The organism is Variovorax sp. PDC80 (assembly GCF_900115375.1).
Lineage (GTDB): Bacteria > Pseudomonadota > Gammaproteobacteria > Burkholderiales > Burkholderiaceae_C > Variovorax.
In genome coordinates, this window is sequence record NZ_FOWG01000008.1 from 276,771 (window position 1) to 298,206 (window position 21,436).

Sequence of the window (21,436 nt, forward strand, 5' to 3'; positions counted from 1 at the left end):
GCGGCCCCGGCGCCACGAGGGCCTTTCGCGGGCTTTTGCAGGCGGGACCTGCGCCTACAGGAGCGCTCGCCTGCACTGGCAGAATGCCCCGACCAGAATGAAGAGGGGATCACGACAGTGTCGATCTACGAACTGAAGCCGCGTTTCCAGGCCCTGCTTCGGCCGCTCGTGGTCGGACTGCATGCACGGGGCGTCACCGCCAACCAGGTCACGCTGAGCGCCTGCGTGGTCTCGGTGGCCCTCGGGCTGTGGCTCTACCTGGCCGCGCCCTCGCTCGCGGCCTTCGGACTGATCCCGGCCTGGATGTTCCTGCGCATGGCCTTCAATGCCATCGACGGCATGCTGGCGCGCGAGCACCACCAGCAAAGCCGGCTCGGCGCCTTCCTCAACGAACTCACCGACGTGGTCTCCGATGCCGCGCTGTACCTGCCCTTCGTGCTGGTGCAGCCCTTCAGCCCGTTATGGGTCGGCACCGTGATCGTGCTGGCCGGCCTCAGCGAATTCGCCGGCGCGCTCGGCCCCACGGTCGGTGCCTCGCGCCGCTACGATGGGCCGCTCGGCAAGAGCGACCGCGCCTTCGTGTTCGGCGCACTCGGCCTCTACGTGGCGCTCGGCGGCCCGCTGCCGGGCTGGACCGCGGTGCTGATGCCGCTGCTGGCGCTGCTGGTGGCCTGGACCGTGGTCAACCGCGTGCGCCGCGCGCTCGCCGAAGCCGAGGCCGCGGACGGCACCACACCAAAACAAACAACAGGGATTCAATGAACGACAACACCACCGACACCTACTCCGGCGCCTCGCCGTCTCCCCTCACGCAACGGCCGCTGGCCGAGCGCCAGTTCCGCACCCACGACGGCGAATCGCTGTTCTACCGCCACTGGCCGGCCACCGGCCCCGCGCGGCGCGGTGCCATCGTGCTGTTCCACCGCGGCCACGAGCACGGCGCGCGCATGGCGCACCTGGTCGACGAGCTCGACCTGCCCGATTTCGACGTCTTCGCCTGGGACGCGCGCGGCCACGGCCGCTCGCCGGGCCAGCGCGGCTACAGCCCCAGCTTCGGCACCTCGGTGCGCGACGTGCAGACCTTCGTGCAGCACATCGTCGGCGCGCACGGCGTGGCCGAGCACGACATCCACGTGATCGCGCAGAGCGTGGGCGCGGTGCTGGTCGCGACCTGGGCCCACGACTACGCGCCCAAGGTGCGCGGCCTCACGCTGGCCTCGCCGGCCTTCAAGGTCAAGCTCTACGTGCCGTTCGCGCGGCCGGGCCTGGCGCTGATGCACAAGCTGCGCGGCCTGTTCTTCGTCAACAGCTACGTGAAGGCCAAGTTCCTCACGCACGACCCCGCGCGCATCGCGAGCTACGAGAGCGACCCGCTGATCACGCGGCCGATCGCGGTCAACATCCTGCTGGGCCTGTACGAGGCGGCCGACCGCGTGGTGGCCGACGCGAACGCGATCACCTTGCCGGTGCAGCTCCTGATCTCGGGCGCCGACTGGGTGGTCCACCACAAGCCGCAGCACCAGTTCTTCGAGCGGCTGGGCAGCGCGGTCAAGACCAAGACGGTGCTGTCGGGCTTCTTCCACGACACGCTGGGCGAGAAGGACCGCGCACCCGCGGTGCAGGCCATCCGCGAATTCGTGCTGCGCCTGTTCGACGAGGCGCCCGCGCCGGTCGACCGCCGCGGCGCCCACCTCGAGGGCGAGACCGCCGAGGAATCGCGCGCGCTGGCCGCGCCGCTGCCGGCGCTGTCGCCGCGCGGCCTCTACTGGTCGCTCACGCGCGCCGGGCTGCGCTTCGGCGGCGGGCTGTCCGAGGGCGTGAAGCTGGGCCACGACACCGGCTTCGACTCGGGCAGCACGCTCGACTACGTCTACCGCAACGTCGCGCAGGGCAAGGGCGCGCTGGGCCGCGCCATCGACCGCAACTACCTCGAGGCCATCGGCTGGCGCGGCATCCGGCAGCGCAAGATCCACGTCGAGGAGCTGCTGCGCATCGCGATGGAGCGGCTGGCCGAGATGCACCGCGAGGTGCGGCTGATGGACATCGCGGCCGGCCATGGCCGCTACGTGCTCGACGCGGTGCTCGCGAGCCCGGTCAAGGCCAGCTCGATCCTGCTGCGCGACTACAGCGAGATCAACGTGCGCGACGGCCGCGCGCTGATCGCCGAGAAGGGCCTGGAGGACGTCGCCCAGTTCGTGCAGGCCGACGCCTTCGACCGCATGAGCCTCGCGAGCGTCACGCCGCGGCCCACGCTGGCGGTGGTGTCGGGGCTGTACGAGCTGTTCCCCGACAACGAGATGGTGCGGCGCTCGCTCGCGGGCGTGGGCGACGCGGTGGAGGACGGCGGCTACCTGGTCTACACCGGCCAGCCCTGGCATCCGCAGCTCGAGATGATCGCGCGCGCGCTCACCAGCCACCGCCAGGGCGAGGCCTGGGTGATGCGCCGCCGCACGCAGGTGGAGATGGACCAGCTGGTGGAGGAGGCGGGCTTCCGCAAGATCGACCAGCGCAGCGACGAGTGGGGCATCTTCACCGTCTCGCTGGCCCGGCGCACCGAGCACTGAGCGGGCCCGCAACGCCATGCGCGCCTGGTTCGCGGCAAGACCCTGGAAGCGTGCCGCCGGCTGGCTGGTGCTGCTGGGGCCGCTGTTCTACCTGACCTACGGCCTCGCCAACTGGTGGGCCACCACGCGCGCGCAGGTGCCCTCGATGGCCTTCGCGTGGGAACGCCAGGTGCCGTTCTGGCCCTGGACCATCTTTCCCTACTGGACCATCAACGTCTTCTACGCGCTGTCGCTGTTCCTCGCGCGCGACCGCCACACGCTCGACCGCCACGGCGCGCGGCTGGTCAGCGCCACGCTGATCGCCTGCAGCTGCTTCGTGATCTGGCCGCTGCACTTCAGCTTCGGCCAGCCCGCGGTCGAGGGCGCGCCGGCCTTCCTGTTCGCGGCGCTGCGCGGCTTCGACCAGCCCTACAACCAGGCGCCCTCGCTGCACATCGCGCTGGCGGTGATCCTGTGGGACTGGTATCGGCAGTTCATCCGGCCGCGCTGGGCGCGCCTCGTGCTGCACCTGTGGGCCTTCGCGATCTGCGCCTCGGTGCTGACCACCTGGCAGCACCATTTCATCGACATCCCGACCGGCGCGCTGCTGGGCCTGGTCTGCATCTGGCTGTGGCCGCTGCAGCGTACGGTCTCGCTGCCGCGCGCCTGGCGGCTCGCGCGCGATCCGCAGCGCTGGAAGCTCGCGGCCTGCTATGCACTGGGCGCTCTGGCCTGCCTCGCGCTCGCGCTGTGGGGTGGCGGCTGGGCGCTGTGGCTGGCCTGGCCCGCGGCCTCGCTGGCGCTGGTGGCGCTCAACTACGCGGGCTTCGGCGCGCGCGGCTTCCAGATGGACGGCCAGGGCCGCATGGGCTGGGCCGCGCGCTGGCTGTTCGCGCCCTACCGGCTCGGCGCGGCGCTCAACGCACGGCTGTGGACGCGCGGATTGCCGCCCGCGGCCGAGGTGGTGCCCGGGCTCTGGCTCGGCCGCCTGCCCACGCCGGCCGAATGGCAGGCAGCGGGCCGGCCACGGCTGGTGAGCCTCAGCGCCGAGCTGCAGGTGCCAAGCGATGCCGCCGGCGCGCGCTGCGTGCCGCTGCTCGACCTCGTGGTGCCGCCCTCGCAGCGGCTGCGGCGCGCGGCCGCGGTGATCGAGGGCCAGCGGCGCGCCGCGCGCGGCGGCCCGGTCTGGGTCTGCTGCGCGCTCGGCTTCTCGCGCAGCGCGGCCGCGACCATCGCCTGGCTCGGCACGCACGGCGTGGCGAGCGCCGCCGACGGGCTGGCGACGGCCGAAGCCGCGGTGCGCCGCGCGCGGCCGCAGATCGTGCTGCGGCCGGCCTGGTTCGCCGCGCTCGCGCCGCTCGGCGCTCCCACCGTCACCACCGGAGCAGCGCCCCATGAATGACACCGACCGCGCCACCTGCGCCGCGCTCGCCGGCCTGCTGCGCGCGGCCGGCGTGCTGGCCCTCTGGGGTTTCGCGCTCAGCGCGATCGCGGCACTCGTGCTCGCGCTCACCTTGCGCTCGCTGCCCACCACGCCGAGCATGGCCTTCGGCGCCGTCGCCATCCTCGGCGTGCTCGAGCGCTATTTCGCGTTCCGGCTGCGGCTCGACCAGGCGCTGTTCGACGACCTCGCGCGCGGCACCATCGCCTCGCTCGAAGCGCTCGACCAGGCACTGGCGCGGCTCGGGCTGCGCGCCGACGACGCTTCTTCCGCCGCGCGGCCGCTGGCCGACCGCGCGCAGGGCACCCGCCAGCTGCTGCAGCGCCACGCCATCGTGGTCGCCTGCCAGAGCGCGATGTTCCTGCTCGCCCTCATGACACAGGATCTCACTTGAACGACGTCTCTCCTCCCCCAGAAGAAAAGCGCCCCGACAGCAGCATCGTGCGCCGCGCGCTCGCCGTGGTCGCGGGCAAGCTGATCATTGGCGCCGCGGGCCTTTTGACCGGTGTGCGCGCCATCTGGTCGGGCACCAGCCCCAAGGCCGAGCAGACGCTCTACTTCGCCAACCACACCAGCCATGGCGACTTCGTGCTGCTGTGGGCCACGCTGCCACCCGACCTGCGCGCGCTCACGCGGCCGGTGGCGGGGCTGGACTACTGGATGGCCTCGAAGCTGCGCCAGTTCATCGGCGCCGACGTGTTCAACGCGCTGATGATCCGGCGCGACGGCTCGGGCCAGGGCGACAACCCGGTCGAGCAGATGAAGGCCGCGCTCGAGGCCGGCGACTCGCTGATCATGTTCCCCGAGGGCACGCGCAACACCGGCGACGAGATCCTGCTGCCGCTCAAGAGCGGGCTGTTCCACCTCGCGCGCGCCTGCCCCAACGTGCGGCTGGTGCCGGTGTGGATCGAGAACCTCAAGCGCGTGCTGCCCAAGGGCACGCTGGTGCCGATCCCGCTGGCCTGCACGGTGCGCTTCGGCACGCCGATCGTGCTGGCCGAGGGCGAGGACAAGCTGAGCTTCCTCGCACGCGCGCGCAGCGCCATGCTCGACCTGCGGCCCGAATACGACCGCCTCGACGAGCAGCCGAAGCCGGCCTCCGGGAGCGCCGCATGATCGAGCTCTCGCCTTTCGCGCAGACCACCTTGCAACTGTTCGGCGGCGTGCTCGGCGTGCTGCTGCTGGCCTCGGGCATCGGCGCCGTGCTCAAGTGGCGCGTGGCGCACGGCCAGCCGCACTCGGTGATCGACAACCTCAATGCGCGCGTCAATGCCTGGTGGGTGATGGTGGCGGCGATCGGGCTCGCCTTCGCCTTCGGCAAGGGCGGCGTGATCGTGCTGTTCTACCTGATCTCGTTCTACGCGCTGCGCGAATTCATCAGCCTGGCCTACACCCGGCGCGGCGACCACCACGCGATCGCGGCCGCCTTCTACATCGGCCTGCCGGTGCAGTACTTCCTGGTCTGGATCGACTGGTACGGCCTCTATTCGATCTTTATCCCGGTCTATGCCTTCCTGGTGCTGCCGATCCTCGCGGCCGTGGGCGGCGACACGCAGCGCTTCCTCGAGCGCACCTCGAAGATCCAGTGGGGCCTGATGATCTGCGTATTCTGCATCAGCCACGTGCCGGCGCTGCTCACCCTGCAGATCCCGGGCTTCGAGGGCCGCAACCTGCTGCTGATCGCCTTCCTCGTGATCGTGGTGCAGGGCAGCGACGTGCTGCAGTACATCTGGGGCAAGCTGTTCGGCAAGCGCAAGGTGGCGCCCGAGCTCTCGCCCTCGAAGACCTGGGAGGGCCTGATCGGCGGCATCGCGAGCGCCACCGCGCTGGGCGCCGCGCTGTCGTGGGCCACGCCCTTCAACCCCTGGCAGGCCGCGCTGATGTCGCTGACCATCTGCCTGATGGGCTTCTTCGGCGGCCTCGTGATGTCGGCCATCAAGCGCGACCGCGGCGTGAAGGACTGGGGGTCGATGATCGAGGGCCATGGCGGCATGCTCGACCGGCTCGACTCGGTGATCTTCGCGGCGCCGATCTTCTTCCACGCGCTGCGCTACTGGTGGGTGCCGTGACGGCGGCGAAGAAGGCCCCGGCGAAGAAGGCGGCCGCCACGGCCGAGCGCATCGTCGACGACACGCCGCTCGAGTGCGCCGACGCCGCCGCGCTCGCGCGCTGGTACGAGCGCCACCACGCGAGCCATGCCGGCGTCTGGCTGCGGCTCGCGAAGAAGGCCAGCGGCATCGCCTCGGTCGATACCGCGCAGGCGCTCGATCTCGCGCTGTGCCATGGCTGGATCGACGGCCAGCGCAAGAGCGACAGCGACACGCATTTCCTGCAGCGCTACACGCCGCGCACGAAGCGCAGCACCTGGTCGCAGATCAACCGCGCCAAGGCGCTGCAGCTGATCGAGGAAGGCCGCATGCAGCCGGGCGGCCTGGTCGAGGTCGAACGCGCCAAGGCCGACGGCCGCTGGGAGGCCGCCTACGAGGCCTCGCGCGTGGCGACCGTGCCGCCCGACCTGCGGGCCGCGCTCGACGCCAACAGGAAGGCCGCGAAGTTCTTCGCCGCGCTCGATGCGCGCAACCGCTTCGCGGTGCTGTTCCGCACCCAGAGCGCGAAGAAGCCCGAGACCCGCGCGCGGCGCATCGCGCAGTTCGTCGAGATGCTCGCCAAGGGCGAGAAGATCCACCCCTGATTCAGGTCCCGGCCGCGATGCGCGCGAGCCGTTCGGCGTCGACGATGCGGATGCGCTTGTAGCGCATGTCGATCGCGCCCTCCTCCACCAGCCGCCCCAGCTCCTTGTTGACGGTCTGGCGCGACAGCCCGAGCATGGCCGCGAGGTCGGTCTGCGACAACCGCACCAGCGGTGGCGCGCCGTCCTCGCCCTGCCCGCTGTAGAAGTGCACCAGGTTCATCAGCGCGGCCGCCACCCGGCCGTGGATCGAGTTGAGCATCTGGTTCTGCAGCAGCACGATGCTCAGCCGCTGGCGCTGCAGGCCGAGCTTGGCCACGTCGCGCCACAGCAGCGGCTCGGCATCGAGCACGGCCAGCACCGCGTCGCTCGGCAGGTGCACGATCACCGAGTCCTCGTGCGCGTGGTAGTCGTAGGCCAGCGGCACCTCCTCGAGCAGGCGCACCAGCGGCGCCACCTGCCCGGGGCCGAGCAGCGCGTTCACGTACTTGCGGCCGTTCGGGCTCATGCTGCTGATCTCGAGGCAGCCCGACACCACCACCAGCAGCTCGCGCCGATGGCGGTCGTGCGCGAGCACCTGCGTGCGGCGGCCGTAGCGCTCGAGCCGCGCCGACTTCATGAGCTCGGCGCGGCGCGCATCGGGCCAGCGCGAGAACAGCTCGTTCCAGCGCAGTGCGCGCTCGAGCAGCGCGGCGTTCTCCTCGGCCTCTCGTTCGGTGGTCTTGCGCGGTCGGGTCAGCGGGTTCTCCCTGCGGCGATGTTCGGGAATCTGTCAACGCTTTGACAGATTCGGGGGGCGGTCGTTTCTATCGTAAGCACCGGACACCGACAAGCACGCAAGCGGCAGCCGCCCTCGACGGGCGGCGAGCCCCACCGGAGACAACACGACATGAAGAAGACAGCCGCCGCGGGCCTCGCGCTCGCGGCCTCCTCCTCGCTCGCGCTCGCACAGGGCAGCGTGACGATCTTCGGCACCGCCGATCTCTACCTGGCCCATGCGAAGTCGGGACCGAACTCCTCGACGCGGCTCGAGGACGGCGGCCAGACCGCGTCGCGCCTCGGCTTTCGCGGCGCGGAGGACCTGGGCGGCGGGTTCGATGCGCACTTCACGCTCGAGGCCGGCTTCGCGCCCGACACCGGCAAGGGCACGCTGGCCGGACCCGAGATCGCGTTCACGCGCCAGTCCTTCGTCGGCCTGTCGACGCCCTGGGGCCAGGTCGACGCGGGCCGCATGTACACGCCGATGTTCTACACGCTGTTCAAGGCCGATCCCTATGGCGTGAACTCGGTGTTCTCGCCGATCAACCTGGTGGCCGCCAACGACGCGCAGCCCGGCCTGCTGCCCTTCGCGGCGCGCGCCAGCAACATGGTGCGCTACCGCACGCCGGCCATCGCCGACTTCTACGCCGACATCGTCTATGCGCCCGGCGAGGCCAGCGCCGCGAACCACCGCAGCGGCACGCTCTACGGCGGCAGCCTCAGCTGGGGGCACAAGCCCTACTACGTGGGCTATGCCTTCCAGCGCGCGCGCTCGGGTTCGGCCGCCGCGCCCGTGGCCGAGCCGAGCACCAGCACCTACCAGGCGCTGAGCGCGGCCTACGACTGGGAGGCGATCGGGCTGCAGCTCTACGCCAACTACGTGCGCAACAGCTCGAGCCTGCCCGGCGTGCCGAGCGCGAAGCTCGCGAGCCTCGGCCTCACCTACAACATCACGCCGGCCTCGAACCTGATGTTCGAGGCCATGCAGCGCAAGGTGGACGCGAGCGAGCGTTCGCAGCTGGCCTGGACCCTGGGCTACGACTACTACCTGAGCAAGCGCACCGTGCTCTACGCGCGCTGGCTGCGGCTGCTCAACCGGCATGGCGCCTCGGCCACGCTCGCCACGGTCGCGGTCGCGCCCGACAGCGGCAACGGCGTGCGCGTGCTCGCGACCGGCATCCGCCACAACTTCTGAAACCCCTCGTCGCCTCTTCCATGGATTTCTTCAGCTCCCAGACCGAATCCCTGTCGGCCCTGTTCGCGCCGCGTTCCATCGCGGTGGTCGGCGCCTCCTCCAACCCGCAGAAGATCGGCGGCATCCCGGTCGACTACCAGCGCCGCTTCGGCTTCGACGGCGCGCTCTACCCGGTCAACCCGAACGCCGAGCGCATCCAGGACCTGCGGGCCTGGCCCAGCCTGCGCGCCATCGGCCAGCCGGTGGACCTCGCGATCCTCTCGGTGCCGGCCGCGCTGGTCGATGCGGCGCTCGACGACGCGATCGAAGCGAAGGTCAAGGGCGTGGTGCTGTTCTCCTCGGGCTTCGCCGAGACCGGCGCCGAAGGCACGGCCGCGCAGGCGCGGCTCGGCGCCAGGGCCCGCGCGGCAGGCCTGCGGCTCATCGGACCCAACTGCCTGGGCTTCATGAACATCGCGCACAAGGTCTACGCCACCTTCTCGCCCGCGCCCGGCGTGGGCCGCGTGGCGCCGGGGCGCATCGGGCTGGTGAGCCAGTCGGGCGCCTTCGGTGCCTACGCCTACGCGATGGCGCGCGAGCGCGGCGTCGGCCTGTCGCTGTGGGCCACCACCGGCAACGAGGCCGACCTGCAGTTCGCCGACTGCCTGGCCTGGCTCGCGCAGGACCCGGCCACCGACGTGATCATGGGCTACATGGAAGGCTGCCGCGACGGTCCCCGGCTGCGCGCCGCGCTGGCGCTCGCGCAGACCGCGGGCAAGCCCGTGGTGATGGTCAAGGTCGGCCGCACCGCGCTGGGCGCGCAGGCGGCGGCCTCGCACACCGCGGCGCTCGCGGGCGACGACGCGGTGTACGACGCGGTGTTCCGCCGCTACGGCGTGCTGCGCGCGCGCAGCCTCGGCGAGTTCTTCGACCTGGCGCACAGCGCCGCCGTGGCCGGCCGGCCGCGCGACCGCTCGATCGGGCTGTTCACGCTGTCGGGCGGCGTGGGCGCGCTGATGGCCGACGACGCCTCGGCGCAGGGCCTCGACGTGCAGCCGCTCGGCGAGGCCGCGCAGGCCACGCTGCGCGACTGGGTGCCGTTCGCGGCGCCGCGCAACCCGGTCGACATCACGGGCCAGGTGACCAACGACATGAGCCTGCTCGAACGCAGCGCGCGCCTCATGCTCGACGACCGCGGCTTCGCCTCGTGGCTGGGCTTCCTCGCGGCCGCGGGCGCGTCGGACGCGTTCTGGCCCACGCTGCGCGCGCTGGTGGCGTCGCTGCGCGCGGCCTATCCCGACACGCTGCTCGCGATCAGCACGCTGCTCTCGCCCGAACGCCGCGCCGAACTCGAAGACCTGCGCTGCCTGGTGTTCGCCGACCCGTCGGACGGCATCCGCACCATCGCCGCGCTCGCGGGATTGAAGGGCGGCGCCCTGCCCGAGGCCGATGCGCGACCCGTCGGCGGTCCGATCGCGCTCACGCCCGGCGCGATGAACGAGCCCGCGGCGCTCGCGCTGCTCGCCGAGGCCGGCGTGCCGGTGGTCGCGCACCGCGTGGCGTACAGCGCCGACGAGGCCGCGGCGGCAGCCGAGGCCTTTGGCGGCGCGGTGGCGCTGAAGATCGTGAGCGCCGACATCCCGCACAAGTCGGACGTCGGCGGCGTGGCGCTCGGCCTGCGCGGCGCGGCGCAGGCGCGCGCGGCCTTCGAGCGCACGCGCGACCATGCGCTGAGCGCGCGGCCCGACGCGCGGCTCGACGGCGCGCTGGTGGCGCGCATGGCGAGCGGCGGCGTCGAATGCATCGCGGGCGTGCACCGCGACCCGGTGTTCGGGCCAGTGCTGATGTTCGGCCTCGGCGGCATCCACGTCGAGACCCTGCGCGACGTGGCGCTGCGCGTGCTGCCGGTCACGCGCGAGGACACGCTGGCGATGGTGCGCGAGCTGCGCGCCTTCGCGATCCTCGACGGCGCGCGCGGCCAGGCGCCGGTCGACCTCGCGTCGATCGCCGATGCGCTGTGCGCGCTCGCCGACTTCGCGCTGCGCGCCGGCGACTCGCTGGCGAGCGCCGAGATCAATCCGCTGATCGCGCGGCCGAATACCGAGGGCGGCTGCGTGGCGGTCGATGCGCTGATCGTGGGCCGCGACCCATCGCCGGCGGAAGGAGCCATCGCATGACGCCATCGAAGCGACGCCTGCTGCTGTGCGCGCTCGCGGCCTTCGCGGCCGCCGGCGCCCGCGCCGAATTCCCGTCGAAGCCGCTGCGCATCGTCGTGCAGTACCAGGCCGGCGGCTCCTCCGACATCCTCGCGCGCCTGGTCGCCGAGGGGCTGTCGAAGCGGCTGGGCCAGCCCGTGGTGGTCGAGAACCGCAGCGGCGCGGGCGGGATCATCGGCACCGACTACGTGGCCAAGAGCGCGCCCGACGGCCACACGCTGCTGCTGACGGTGCCGGGCCCGGTCACGGCCAACATCGTGCTCTACGGCAAGCTGCCCTACGACCCGCGCACCGACCTGCGCATGGTCTCGGACATCGCCACCACGCGCACCGTGCTCGCGGTGCATCCCTCGGTGCCGGCGAAGGATTTTGCCGGCCTGATCGCGGTGCTGAAGGCCGCGCCCGGCAAGTACGCGATGGGCTCCTGGGGCCCGGGCACGCAGCCGCACCAGATCCAGGTCTACATGGACCGCGCCTACGGCCTGCGCACGCTGCACGTGCCCTACAAGGGCGAGAGCCCGATGGCGATCGACCTGATCGGCGGCGTGATCCAGCTGACCGTGGGCTCGATCGCCACGCTGCAGCCCTACATCGCGGCCGGCAAGCTGCGCGCGCTCGCGGTCGCCGGGCCGCGCCGCGCCAAGGCGCTGCCCGAGGTGCCGACCTTCGCCGAGCAGGGCTTCGCCGACGAGGTCTACGCGCTGACCGGGCCGACCTCGCTGATGGCGCCCGCGAAGACGCCCGACGCGGTGGTCGAGCGGCTCGGGCGCGAGGTCGCCGCGGTGGTGCACCAGCCCGAGGTCGCGCGCCGCATCGAGGAACTCGGCGCCGAACCCGTGGGCAACCTGCCGGCCGAGGCCAGCGCCGCCTACCGCGCCTTCCTGCCCGTGACGCTGCGGCTCACGCAGGCCACGGGCGTGAAGCTCGACTGATTCCTTTCCCTTTCCTTCATCGCCACCAGCCAAGAGGTCCCGTCCCCATGAATGCTCCCGCCTCCCAGGCCACCGTCGACGCCGCGCGCCAGGCGCTCGCGCGCTCGATCGGCCTCGCCGCCTTCGTCTACGGCTATCCGCTGACCGAGACGTATCGCACCTGCGCGCTGCAGACCGCGCCGCGCGCCGAACGCCGGATCGGCACCTCGGCCGGCTCGGACGTGCGCGCGCCGATCAACACGCTGCACCATGCGCCGCGCCCCTCGACCCACGAGGACCGCGACGTGGTGACGCCGGCCAACGACCTGCTCTACACCATCGCCTGGATCCACCTCGCCGACGGCCCGATGCTGCTGAGCGTGCCCGCGGCCGCGCGCCATCCAGGGCGCTACTTCGTGCTGCCGCTGTACGACGCCTACACCGAGAACTTCGAGAACCTCGGGCCGCGCAACTGCGATCCCGCGGGCGAGACCGTGGTGCTCGTGGGACCGGGCGGCACGGTGCCCGAGGCGCTGGTCGCGCACCGCGTGGTGCGCTGCCCGACCGACCTGGTGTGGCTGATCGGCCGCATCCTGGTCGGCGAGGAGGCCGACTGGCCCGCGGCGCGCGCGCTGCAGGCCGAGATCCGGCTCGCGCCCGCGCCCGGCACGGTGCCGCGCGGCCGCCCGGCGGCGATCGAGCGCTGGGTCGGCGAACCGGTCGATGCCATGGCGGCCGCCTTCGAGAACGGCGAGCCGGCCGCGCAGGTCGCGCCGCGCTTCTTCGCCAACCTCTGCCAGGCGCTCGCCGAGGCGCCGGGCCGCGTCGAGGACCGCGCGCTGGTGGCCTGGTTCGGCCAGGCCGGGCTGCGGCCCGATGCGGCCTTCGCGTGGGACACGCTCGACGCGCCGCTGCGCGAGGGCCTGGTCGAAGGTTTCGCCGAGGGCGTGCGGGTGGTCGGCGCGGTGGGCCGGCACCACCGGCCCAAGGCCTGGGCCATGACGCCCGCCACCGGCCGCTACGGCAGCGAGTTCCTCGGCCGCGCGCGCACCGCCTACCTGGGCCTGGGCGCGCTGGCCACCAACGAGGCCGTGTACGCCGCCTCGCACCACGACGCGACGCTGGAGCCGCTCGATGGCCGGCGCCGCTACGCGATGCGCTTCGAGGCCGACGACATGCCGCCGGCCGACGCCTTCTGGTCGGTGACGCTCTACGACAGCGACCGCTTCCTCTATCCCAACGCCATCGGCCGCCATGCGATCGGCGACCGCACGCAGGGCCTCGCGCGCGGCGCCGACGGCAGCCTGGAACTGGTGCTGGGCCATGCACGGCCCGCCGATGCCGCCAACTGGCTGCCCGCGCCGGCCGGCCGCTTCTACCTGATCCTGCGCATGTACCACCCGCGCGAAGGCGTGCGCGCCTGGCGCATCCCGGCCCTGCAGCCGCAGGAGGACTGACGCCATGGCCGCGACGATCGACGCCGTGACCGACACCCTGGCCGAGGAGGCCGTGGTCTACGCCTGGCCGCTGTACGAGATGTGCCGCATGCGCGCGGCCACCTCGCCGCAACGCTGCGAGACCGCCGGCGAGGCACCGGCACCGCAACGCTGGTGCAACGTGTTCACCCATGCGCGCAAGCTGCTGGGCCCGGGCAGGAGCCGCGTCGTGACGCCGAACAACGACACGCTCTACACCAACGCCTGGCTCGACCTCGGCGCGGGCCCGCTGGTGATCGACGTGCCCGACACCGCGGGGCGCTACTACGTGCTGGGCCTGCTCGACTTCTACACCAACCCCTTCGCCCACATCGGCCAGCGGCTCACGGGCACGGCGGCGCGTTCCTTCGTGCTCGTGCCGCCGGGCTGGCGCGGCGAGCTGCCGCCCGCCTTCGACGCGCCCGGCACGCGCATCGAGGCGCCCACGCGCTGGCTCTGGGTCATCGGCCGCATCCTGGTCGACGGGCCGCACGACCTGCCCGCGGTGCATGCGCTTCAGGACGGCTTCGTGGTGCGCACGCTGGCCGACTGGCAGGCCGGCAAGGCGCCCCGGCCGATGGCCTTCGATCCGGCCTGCGATCCGCAGGCGCCGCCGGACGCCGGGCATTTCGCGGCCCAGGTGCAGCGCGCGCTGCGCGAGAACCCGCCGCCCGCGCGCGATGCCGACCGGCTCGCGCGTTACGCGGCGCTCGGCCTGCACCCCGATGCCGGCGCGCTCGACGACACGCAGCGCGACCGGCTGCAGGACGCGATAGCCCGCGTGCTGCCGCGGCTGCGTGCCACGGAAGCCGGCCGCGCGGCCGCCAGCGGCTGGGTATCGATGCCGCCGGTCGAAGCGAGCTTCGGCGACGACCACCGGATGCGCGCGCTGGTCGCGCTCAAGTACATCGGCATGCTCGAGAGCCGCGAGGCCACCTACCCGCTCGCCTGGCACGACGCCGCGGGTCGCGCGCTGCACGGCAGCCACTGCTACACCTTGCGCTTCGGGCCCGGCGAGCTGCCGCCGGTCGAGGCCTTCTGGTCGCTCACCCTGTACGACAGCCGCGACTGCATGCTGGTCGACAACCCGATCGACCGCTACGCCATCGGCGACCGCACGCCGGCGCTGCGCCACGACGCCGACGGCGGCCTCACGCTGCGCATCCAGCATGCGGCGCCCGCGGACCAGGCCGCGCGCGCGAACTGGCTGCCCGCGCCCGCGGGCGCCTTCTACCTCTGCCTGCGCGCCTACGTGCCGCGCGCGGAGATGCTCGACGGCCGCTATGCGCTGCCGCCGCTTCAACGACTGGGAGACGACGCATGAGCAGCACACAGGAACAGGAGAAGCCCTTCCTCATCGTCGGCAGCGGCACCGAGACGGTGGCGCCGGGCCTGCACATCCTGCGCGGGCAGGGACAGTCCTTCGTGGCCGAGACCGATGTCGGCCTGGTGGTGATCGACGCCGGCCCGGGCGGCGCGGTGACGCAGGGCATGATCGACGCGGTGCGCGAACTCAGCGACGCGCCGCTGCATGCGCTGTGCTACAGCCACGGCCATGTGGGCTACAACGCCGGCGTGCCGATGTGGCTCGCCCATGCGGCACGGCGCGGCGACGCGCCGCCGCGCGTGATCGCGCACCGCAACGTGCCGCGGCGCCTCGCGCGCTACCGCGAGACCGAGGCGCTGCAGCACCGCATGGCCGAGATCCAGTTCAACCGGCCCGCGGGCTTCTTCGCGCAGCGGCTGTCGATGCATGCGCCGACCGAGACCTTCGACGAGCGGCTGGCCATCGGCCACGGCGAGCGCGCCGTCGAGCTGCGCTGGGCGCCCTCGGAGACCGACGACGCGATCGCGCTGTGGAGCCCCGCGCAGCGCGTGCTCTACGGCGGCGCGGCGCTGATCGATTCGATCCCCAACATCGGGACGCCCTTTCGCACCCTGCGCGACACGGTGCGCTGGGCCGGCACGCTCGAGGCGCTGGCCGCGCTCGGCGCGCGCAAGGCGGTGCGCGAGTTCGGCGCCACGCTCGAGGGCGAGGAGCAGGTACGGCACGTGCTCACGCACACGGCGCGCGCCCTGCGCTGGCTGCGCGCCGAGGTGGTGCGGCTGATGAACGAGGGCCTCAACGAGCGCGAGCTGCTGGCGCGCATCCGCTGCCCCGACGAACTGTTCGCGGTCGACTGGATGAAGCCCACCTACGGCGACCCGGCCTACATCGTGCGCGACATCTACCGCTCGGAGAACGGCTGGTGGGACCGCAACCCGACCAGCCTGCATCCCGAGCCGCCCGAGGCCGTCGGCCAGGCCGTGGCCGAGGCCATCACCGACAAGGCCGGCCTGGTCGCGCGGGCACGCGCGCTGGCGCAGCAAGGGCAATGGCAGCTCGCGCTGCACGTGATCGACCTGCTGGCCACCGCGCGCGGCGACGCGCCCGAGCTGGTCGAGGCGCGCGCGCTCAAGGCCGAGTGGCTGCGCCAGCGTGCGCGGCAGGTGCCCAGCTACGTGTCGCGCAACCTCTACCGCGTGAGCGCCGACATGATCGAGCAGGGCACGCAGGCGCGCTTCGGTATCCAATGACTTCCCGAGGACCCGCATCCATGACCGCATCCCTTCTCCGCACCGGCCTGTTCCTTGCCGGCCTCGCCGGCCTGCTGGCCACGGCCGCCGCGCAGGGCGCCGAGGCCTATCCCGACAAGCCCGTCACGCTGGTCGTGCCCACGGCCGCCGCGGGCGGCACCGACACCATCGCGCGGCTGGTCGCCGACGCGCTGGGCAAGTCGCTCAAGCAGCCCTTCGTGGTCGACAACCGGCCCGGCGCCAACGGCATCCTCGGCACCGAGCAGGTGGCGCGCGCGGCGCCCGACGGCTACCGGCTGCTGTTCACCTATGCCGCCGCGATGGTGGTGAACCCCAGCCTCTACCGCAAGCTGCCCTACGACCCGGTGAAGGACTTCGCGCCGGTGGCCCAGATCGGCCGCGGCGGCAACCTGCTGCTGGTGCGCAACGACCTGCCGGTGAAGACGCTGGCCGACTTCGTCGCCTATGCCAAGGCGCGGCCCGACAAGCTCAGCTACTGCTCGTGGGGCAACGGCTCGGGCGGCCACCTGGCGATGGAAAGCCTCAAGAAGCAGGCCGGCCTGGTGATCGAGCACGTGCCCTACAAGGGCAGCGGCCCCTGCGTGCAGGACCTGATGGGCGGCCAGGTCGAGGCGGCCTTCGCCGACATGTCCTCGACGGTGGAGCTGGTGCGCGCCGGCCGGCTCCGGGCGCTGGCCAACAGCGGGCCCTCGCGCATCCCGATGCTGCCCGAGGTGCCGACGATGACCGAGTCCGGCTACCCGTTCACCACCTATGCCTGGTACGGCGTGCTGGCGCCCGCGAAGACGCCGCCGGCCATCGTGAAGACGCTCAACGAGGCGGTGAACCGCGCGCTGCGGGACCCGGCCGTGGTGCAGCGCCTGCGCGAGCTCAACTTCACCGATCTGCCGCAGAACACGCCCGAGCAGTTCGCCGCGACCCTGCGCCAGGACCTGCGCGACTGGGGCGCGCTGGTCAAGGACATCGGGCTCCAGCCCGAATGAGGCGGCGGCCGGACCGAGGGTAAGCAAGATGGTCAAGCGTCCGCGCTTCTTGCAGACTGCGCGCTGATCGGCACGGTTCCTGCTCGTCGGCTCGACGACGGCCGCCGTGCCAGCGTCCGCGCCGACCATGACCGAGCTTCACTTCTCCCGCCACCTGAACGCCGAGGCCCAGGCACAGGCCTCGAGCCTGGACCACTGGGACCAGCACTACGAGCAGCTCTCGAACGGCCGCTTCGAGGGCCTGTCCGAGGACCTGCACCTGGGCTTCGTCCAGGTCTTCCACGAGCATGCGAACCAGACCCTTCTGCAGAACGGCCAGGGCCGCCCGGGCACGGTCTCGTTCGCCGTCACCGAGGTCGCGGGCAGCGGCAGCTGGTACTGCGGCCACGAGATCGAGGGCCGGCGCCTGATCGCGCTGTCACCGCAGCGCGAATTCGAACTGCTGGCCGGCGCCGGCATGGACCTGATGGCGGTGTGCATCGACACGGCGCCGCTGGCCGAGCTCGCGGCCACGCTGTTCGGCGCCGACTTCGAGCTGCGCCTGCCCGAGCCGGCACCGGTGCGCCAGCCGGGCTTCGACGAGAGCGAGCTGTCGAAGCTGCTGGGCGCGGCGCTGTCGCTGGCGCGCGGCAACCTCGCGCAGCTCGAGCAGCCGGCGGCGCGCCACATGCTGTCGCTGTCGCTGGCCGACGCGGTGCTGCACTGCATCGGCTGCGACGCCTTCGAGACCCGGCTGCCGCCCGGCACGGTGGCGCGGCGCCACATCGTTGCGCTGGCGCGCGAGTACATGCGCGCCCATGCCGACGAGGCCATCAGCGTGCCCGACCTCTGCGCGGCCACCGGCGTGTCGCGCCGCGCGCTGCAGTACGCCTTCGAGGACGTGGTGCACCTGAGCCCCGTGACCTACCTGCGCGTGATGCGCCTGAACCGGGTGCGGCGCGAACTGCAGACCCACCGGCGCGACAGCATCGGCGACGTGGCGGCGCGCTGGGGCTTCTGGCACCTGTCGCGCTTCGCGGCCGACTACAGCCGGCTGTTCGGCGAGCTGCCTTCCGCCACGCGCGCGCGCTGGCTTGCCGAATCCGGCTAACCGCCGTATGGGCCACGCCCTTAACTTCGCTGTCGCTCGTCACAACATGCGAAGAAAAGGGAACAGTCGTCCATGCGCAGCAGCCACCATCGAACGCCGGTCCGCGGCACCCCCCGCACCCTTCTTGCCACCGCGCTGGCGCTGGCCCTCGGCCCGCTCGCGGCCGGCGGCGCCCAGGCCCATGGCGGCGCGGCCCACATGGTGCCGCTCAAGAAGACGGTCGAAGATTTCGGCGCCACCGTGCGCTTCGACAGCTTCGCCAACGTCTACACGGTGGCGCGCAACGGTACGCTGGTGCGCATCAAGCCCGGCTCGAAGACCGCGCTGATCAATGGCCAGCCGCTGCAGCTCGACGTGCCGGTGGTGCTGCGCAAGGGCGCGGCCTGGGTGCCGCACGACTTCATCAACCAGGTGTTCCAGTCCAGCCTGGACCGCACCTTCGTGGTCGAGCGCACGCCGAATCCGCTCAATCCGCTGTCGGCCGAGGAGATCCAGGCCGCGCTCGAGACCATCAAGGCCTCGGGCAACTACAGGCCCGGCCTGCGCTTCACCGAGATCAGCCTCAAGCGCCCGCCCAAGGACCAGGTCTGGGCCTTCGCGCTCTCGGGCCAGCCGGTGCGCGCCGCGCGGCAGGCGAGCTTCGTCGCGCTCGACGGCAAGAAGGTGATCGAGGGCAGCATCGACCTCGCGGCACGCAAGCTGCTCGAATGGAAGCCGGTGGAAGGCGCGCACGGCATGGTGCTGCTCGACGACTTCGCCACCGTGCAGAGTGCGATCGAGGCCAGCACCGACTATGCGAAGGCGCTCGCCACGCGCGGCATCGACGACGTGAAGAAGGTGGTGGCCACGCCGCTGACCGTGGGCTACTTCGACGGCAAGGATTCGCTGCGCCAGGAAGACCGCCTGCTCAAGGTGGTGAGCTACCTCGACGTGGGCGACGGCAACTACTGGGCGCACCCGATCGAGGGCCTGGTGGCGGTGGTCGACCTCGAGCAGAAGAAGGTGCTGAAGATCGAGGACGGCGGCCTGGTGCCGGTGCCGCTCAAGCCCACGCCCTACGACGGCCGCGACCGCGCCGGCACGCCCGCGCCCAAGCCGCTGGAGATCACCGAGCCCGAGGGCAAGAACTACACCATCGCCGGCAACATGCTGCACTGGCGCAACTGGGACTTCCATCTGCGGCTCGACTCGCGCGTGGGCCTGGTGCTCTCGACCGTGACCTACAACGACAAGGGCACCAAGCGCAAGGTGATGTACGAAGGCTCGCTGGGCGGAATGATCGTGCCCTACGGCGACCCCGACACCGGCTGGTACTTCAAGGCCTACCTCGACTCGGGCGAGTACGGCATGGGCACGCTGACCTCGCCGATCGAGCCCGAGAAGGACGCGCCGCAGAACGCGGTGCTGCTCGACGCCACGCTGGCCGACTACACCGGCGCGCCCGTGAAGGTGCCGCGCGCGATCGCGGTCTTCGAGCGCTATGCCGATCCCGAGTTCAAGCACCAGGAGATGGGCAAGCCCAACGTGAGCACCGAGCGGCGCGAGCTCGTGGTGCGCTGGATCAGCACGGTGGGCAACTACGACTACCTGTTCGACTGGGTGTTCGCCGAGAACGGCACCATCGGCATCAACGCGGGCGCCACCGGCATCGAGGCCGTGAAGGGCGTGAAGTCGCGCACCATGCAGGACGCGACCGCCGCCGAGGACACGCGCTACGGCACCCTGCTCGACCACCACATCGTCGGCACCACGCACCAGCACATCTACAACTTCCGGCTCGACCTCGACGTGGACGGCGAGAACAACTCGCTGACCGAGGTCGACCCGGTGGTGCTGCCCAACACCCGCGGCGGCCCGCGCACCAGCACCATGCAGACGGTGCAGCGCACGGTGGCGACCGAGCGGCAGGCGGCGCAGAAGTTCGACCCGTCGACGATCCGGCTGCTGAGCAATCCGGCCAAGAACAACAAGGTCGGCAACCCGGTCTCGTACCAGCTGATTCCCTACGCGGGCGGCACGCACCCGATCGCCAAGGGCGCCAACTTCGCGCAGGACGAGTGGATCAACCACCGCCTGAGCTTCATGGACCGCCAGCTCTGGGTGACGCGCTACGACCCCGAGGAGCAGTTCCCCGAGGGCAAGTACCCGAACCGCTCGAACAAGGACACCGGCCTGGGCCAGTTCACCGCCGACGACCAGGCGATCGTGAACACCGACAACGTGGTCTGGCTCACCACCGGCACCACCCACGTCGCACGCGCCGAGGAATGGCCGATCATGCCCACCGAGTGGGTGCATGCGCTGCTCAAGCCCTGGAACTTCTTCGACGAGACGCCGACGCTGGGGCTGAACCGGCCGGCGAAGCCGGCCAGGTAAGGAGCTGCTGCATGGCGGACACCGAGGCCATCGGCCGGCTCGAGGACCTGATGACGCTGGCGCCCGAGCTGCAGGCGCCCACCTACCGCCACATGGACCGGCTCTATGCGACGCGCACGATCAAGCGCGGCGCACAGGTCCATCCGCTGCCCGCGGGCCGCGCGGTCGACGTGCGCTACCGCGCGGGCGACGCGGAGTTCGGCATCGACGCGTTCATGGCGCGCAACCTCACGGCCGGCCTGCTGGTGCTCAAGAACGGCCGCGTGGTGCTCGAGCGCTACGCCATGGGCAACGACGCGGCCACGCGCTGGATGTCGTTCTCGGTCGCGAAGTCGATCGCCTCCACGCTCGTGGGCGCGGCGCTGCACGACGGCCTGATCGCGAGCCTGGACGACGCGGTGGTCGCCTACGTGCCCGCGTTGCGCAGCTCGGCCTACGACGGCGTCACGCTGCGGCAGGTGCTGCAGATGAGCTCGGGCGTGGCCTGGAACGAGGACTACCTCGACCCGGCCTCCGACCGCCGCCGCATGCTGCGCGCGCAGCTCGACCAGGACGCGGGCGCGGTGCTGGCCTTCATGGCGACGCTGCCGCGCGTGGCGCCGGCCGGCACGCGCTTCAACTACAGCACCGGCGAGACCTACCTGGTCGGCAGGATCCTGGCCGGCGCGCTGCGCGAGCCGATCGGCGACTACCTGTCGCGCAAGATCTGGGCGCCCTTCGGCATGGAGGCCGATGCCTATTGGCAGCTCGATGCGCCGGGCGGCCAGGAGTTCGCGGGCAGCGGCGTCAACGCGACCCTGCGCGACTTCGGCCGCTTCGGCCTGTTCATCCTCGGCGGCGGCATGGCCGGCGGACAGCGCGTGCTGCCCGAGGGCTGGCTGCGCGACGCCACGCGCGCCGACCCCGCGCAGCGGCTCGCACCCGGCACGCTCGAGGGCTACGAGCCGATGGGATACGGCTACCAGTGGTGGACCTTCCCGCGCGGCGCGCAGGCGCTGCCCGAACTCGACGGCGGCCTGTTCGCCGCGCTCGGCATCTTCGGGCAGCAGCTCTACATCCATCCGAAGGAACAGCTCGTGGTCGCGATCCACAGCGCCTGGCCGCAGCCGGTGCACGGGCCGAGCCTGGTCGAGACGCATGCGCTGCTGGGCGCGCTGGCGGGCGCCCTGCGCGCCTAGGCC

General features: G+C 72.0%; 18 protein-coding genes. 17 read left to right on the top strand and 1 reads right to left on the bottom strand.

Annotation, left to right across the window (positions count from 1 at the left end; translation table 11 throughout):
• The first annotated feature begins 117 nt into the window (after positions 1–117).
• From BM109_RS23610 to BM109_RS23640, 7 genes are read left to right on the top strand one after another with little or no spacing between them, the layout of a single operon-like run.
• Entirely contained in the window at positions 118–762 is a 645-nt protein-coding gene (locus BM109_RS23610) for a CDP-alcohol phosphatidyltransferase family protein (protein WP_093347993.1), read from the top strand.
• Positions 759–2,564 (top strand): bifunctional alpha/beta hydrolase/class I SAM-dependent methyltransferase, encoded by a 1,806-nt coding sequence (locus BM109_RS23615; RefSeq protein ID WP_256222738.1) that lies wholly within the window; start codon positions 759–761, stop codon positions 2,562–2,564. The genes BM109_RS23610 and BM109_RS23615 overlap by 4 nt, the downstream gene beginning before the upstream one ends.
• A gap of 16 nt (positions 2,565–2,580) precedes the next feature.
• A complete protein-coding gene (locus BM109_RS23620; protein WP_093347996.1) occupies positions 2,581–3,945 on the top strand; it encodes a phosphatase PAP2/dual specificity phosphatase family protein in 1,365 nt (454 codons plus the stop codon).
• On the top strand, positions 3,938–4,378 hold the full coding sequence (locus BM109_RS23625; protein ID WP_093347998.1) for a hypothetical protein: 441 nt from the start codon (positions 3,938–3,940) through the stop codon (positions 4,376–4,378). Before BM109_RS23620 ends, BM109_RS23625 begins: the two co-directional genes overlap by 8 nt.
• Before the next feature lie 44 nt (positions 4,379–4,422).
• Complete coding sequence (locus tag BM109_RS23630) at positions 4,423–5,100, top strand: lysophospholipid acyltransferase family protein (protein ID WP_177239447.1); 678 nt, start codon at positions 4,423–4,425, stop codon at positions 5,098–5,100.
• Complete coding sequence (locus tag BM109_RS23635; RefSeq protein WP_093348006.1) at positions 5,097–6,053, top strand: phosphatidate cytidylyltransferase; 957 nt, start codon at positions 5,097–5,099, stop codon at positions 6,051–6,053. The genes BM109_RS23630 and BM109_RS23635 overlap by 4 nt, the downstream gene beginning before the upstream one ends.
• On the top strand, positions 6,050–6,676 hold the full coding sequence (locus tag BM109_RS23640) for a YdeI/OmpD-associated family protein (protein ID WP_093348389.1): 627 nt from the start codon (positions 6,050–6,052) through the stop codon (positions 6,674–6,676). Before BM109_RS23635 ends, BM109_RS23640 begins: the two co-directional genes overlap by 4 nt.
• 1 nt (position 6,677) lies before the next feature.
• On the opposite strand, the gene BM109_RS23645 is transcribed toward BM109_RS23640, so the two are convergent.
• On the bottom strand, positions 6,678–7,292 hold the full coding sequence (locus BM109_RS23645) for a Crp/Fnr family transcriptional regulator (RefSeq protein WP_256222739.1): 615 nt from the start codon (positions 7,290–7,292) through the stop codon (positions 6,678–6,680).
• A gap of 270 nt (positions 7,293–7,562) precedes the next feature.
• Between BM109_RS23645 and BM109_RS23650 the strand changes: the two genes are divergently transcribed.
• The 10 genes from BM109_RS23650 (at position 7,563) to BM109_RS23695 (ending at position 21,433) form a co-directional block, all read left to right on the top strand.
• A complete protein-coding gene (locus tag BM109_RS23650) occupies positions 7,563–8,627 on the top strand; it encodes a porin (protein WP_093348013.1) in 1,065 nt (354 codons plus the stop codon).
• A gap of 20 nt (positions 8,628–8,647) precedes the next feature.
• Positions 8,648–10,783: an acetate--CoA ligase family protein gene (locus BM109_RS23655; protein ID WP_093348015.1), complete on the top strand. Its 2,136-nt coding sequence runs from the start codon at positions 8,648–8,650 to the stop codon at positions 10,781–10,783.
• Positions 10,780–11,754: a Bug family tripartite tricarboxylate transporter substrate binding protein gene (locus BM109_RS23660; protein ID WP_093348019.1), complete on the top strand. Its 975-nt coding sequence runs from the start codon at positions 10,780–10,782 to the stop codon at positions 11,752–11,754. Before BM109_RS23655 ends, BM109_RS23660 begins: the two co-directional genes overlap by 4 nt.
• A 47-nt stretch (positions 11,755–11,801) precedes the next feature.
• A complete protein-coding gene (locus BM109_RS23665) occupies positions 11,802–13,190 on the top strand; it encodes a DUF1254 domain-containing protein (RefSeq protein ID WP_093348024.1) in 1,389 nt (462 codons plus the stop codon).
• 4 nt (positions 13,191–13,194) lie between these two features.
• Positions 13,195–14,532: a DUF1254 domain-containing protein gene (locus tag BM109_RS23670; RefSeq protein ID WP_093348027.1), complete on the top strand. Its 1,338-nt coding sequence runs from the start codon at positions 13,195–13,197 to the stop codon at positions 14,530–14,532.
• Positions 14,529–15,785 carry an alkyl sulfatase dimerization domain-containing protein gene (locus BM109_RS23675; protein ID WP_093348029.1) on the top strand — a complete coding sequence of 419 codons (1,257 nt, stop codon included), beginning with the start codon at positions 14,529–14,531 and terminating at the stop codon, positions 15,783–15,785. The genes BM109_RS23670 and BM109_RS23675 overlap by 4 nt, the downstream gene beginning before the upstream one ends.
• A gap of 20 nt (positions 15,786–15,805) precedes the next feature.
• Positions 15,806–16,789 carry a Bug family tripartite tricarboxylate transporter substrate binding protein gene (locus BM109_RS23680; RefSeq protein WP_093348032.1) on the top strand — a complete coding sequence of 328 codons (984 nt, stop codon included), beginning with the start codon at positions 15,806–15,808 and terminating at the stop codon, positions 16,787–16,789.
• A 127-nt stretch (positions 16,790–16,916) separates the two neighbouring features.
• Positions 16,917–17,879 carry a helix-turn-helix domain-containing protein gene (locus tag BM109_RS23685; protein WP_057590771.1) on the top strand — a complete coding sequence of 321 codons (963 nt, stop codon included), beginning with the start codon at positions 16,917–16,919 and terminating at the stop codon, positions 17,877–17,879.
• 72 nt (positions 17,880–17,951) lie between these two features.
• Positions 17,952–20,255, top strand: coding sequence for a primary-amine oxidase (gene tynA, locus BM109_RS23690; protein WP_093348034.1), 2,304 nt, complete (start codon positions 17,952–17,954; stop codon positions 20,253–20,255).
• Between the two features lie 11 nt (positions 20,256–20,266).
• The gene (locus BM109_RS23695; RefSeq protein WP_218159412.1) at positions 20,267–21,433 is read left to right on the top strand and encodes a serine hydrolase domain-containing protein; all 1,167 of its coding nucleotides are present in this window, start codon (positions 20,267–20,269) and stop codon (positions 21,431–21,433) included.
• The last annotated feature ends 3 nt before the right edge of the window (positions 21,434–21,436 follow it).

Excerpts from the sequence above, each read along its gene's own strand:
- BM109_RS23675 (WP_093348029.1), top strand. The coding sequence starts at position 14,529 with ATGAGCAGCACACAGGAACAGGAGAAGCCCTTCCTCATCGTCGGCAGC.
- BM109_RS23660 (WP_093348019.1), top strand. The coding sequence starts at position 10,780 with ATGACGCCATCGAAGCGACGCCTGCTGCTGTGCGCGCTCGCGGCCTTC.
- BM109_RS23625 (WP_093347998.1), top strand. The coding sequence starts at position 3,938 with ATGAATGACACCGACCGCGCCACCTGCGCCGCGCTCGCCGGCCTGCTG.
- BM109_RS23645 (WP_256222739.1), bottom strand. The coding sequence starts at position 7,292 with ATGAAGTCGGCGCGGCTCGAGCGCTACGGCCGCCGCACGCAGGTGCTC.
- BM109_RS23670 (WP_093348027.1), top strand. The coding sequence starts at position 13,195 with ATGGCCGCGACGATCGACGCCGTGACCGACACCCTGGCCGAGGAGGCC.
- BM109_RS23620 (WP_093347996.1), top strand. The coding sequence starts at position 2,581 with ATGCGCGCCTGGTTCGCGGCAAGACCCTGGAAGCGTGCCGCCGGCTGG.
- BM109_RS23655 (WP_093348015.1), top strand. The coding sequence starts at position 8,648 with ATGGATTTCTTCAGCTCCCAGACCGAATCCCTGTCGGCCCTGTTCGCG.
- BM109_RS23695 (WP_218159412.1), top strand. The coding sequence starts at position 20,267 with ATGGCGGACACCGAGGCCATCGGCCGGCTCGAGGACCTGATGACGCTG.
- BM109_RS23680 (WP_093348032.1), top strand. The coding sequence starts at position 15,806 with ATGACCGCATCCCTTCTCCGCACCGGCCTGTTCCTTGCCGGCCTCGCC.
- BM109_RS23650 (WP_093348013.1), top strand. The coding sequence starts at position 7,563 with ATGAAGAAGACAGCCGCCGCGGGCCTCGCGCTCGCGGCCTCCTCCTCG.
- BM109_RS23615 (WP_256222738.1), top strand. The coding sequence starts at position 759 with ATGAACGACAACACCACCGACACCTACTCCGGCGCCTCGCCGTCTCCC.
- BM109_RS23685 (WP_057590771.1), top strand. The coding sequence starts at position 16,917 with ATGACCGAGCTTCACTTCTCCCGCCACCTGAACGCCGAGGCCCAGGCA.
- BM109_RS23665 (WP_093348024.1), top strand. The coding sequence starts at position 11,802 with ATGAATGCTCCCGCCTCCCAGGCCACCGTCGACGCCGCGCGCCAGGCG.
- tynA (WP_093348034.1), top strand. The coding sequence starts at position 17,952 with ATGCGCAGCAGCCACCATCGAACGCCGGTCCGCGGCACCCCCCGCACC.
- BM109_RS23635 (WP_093348006.1), top strand. The coding sequence starts at position 5,097 with ATGATCGAGCTCTCGCCTTTCGCGCAGACCACCTTGCAACTGTTCGGC.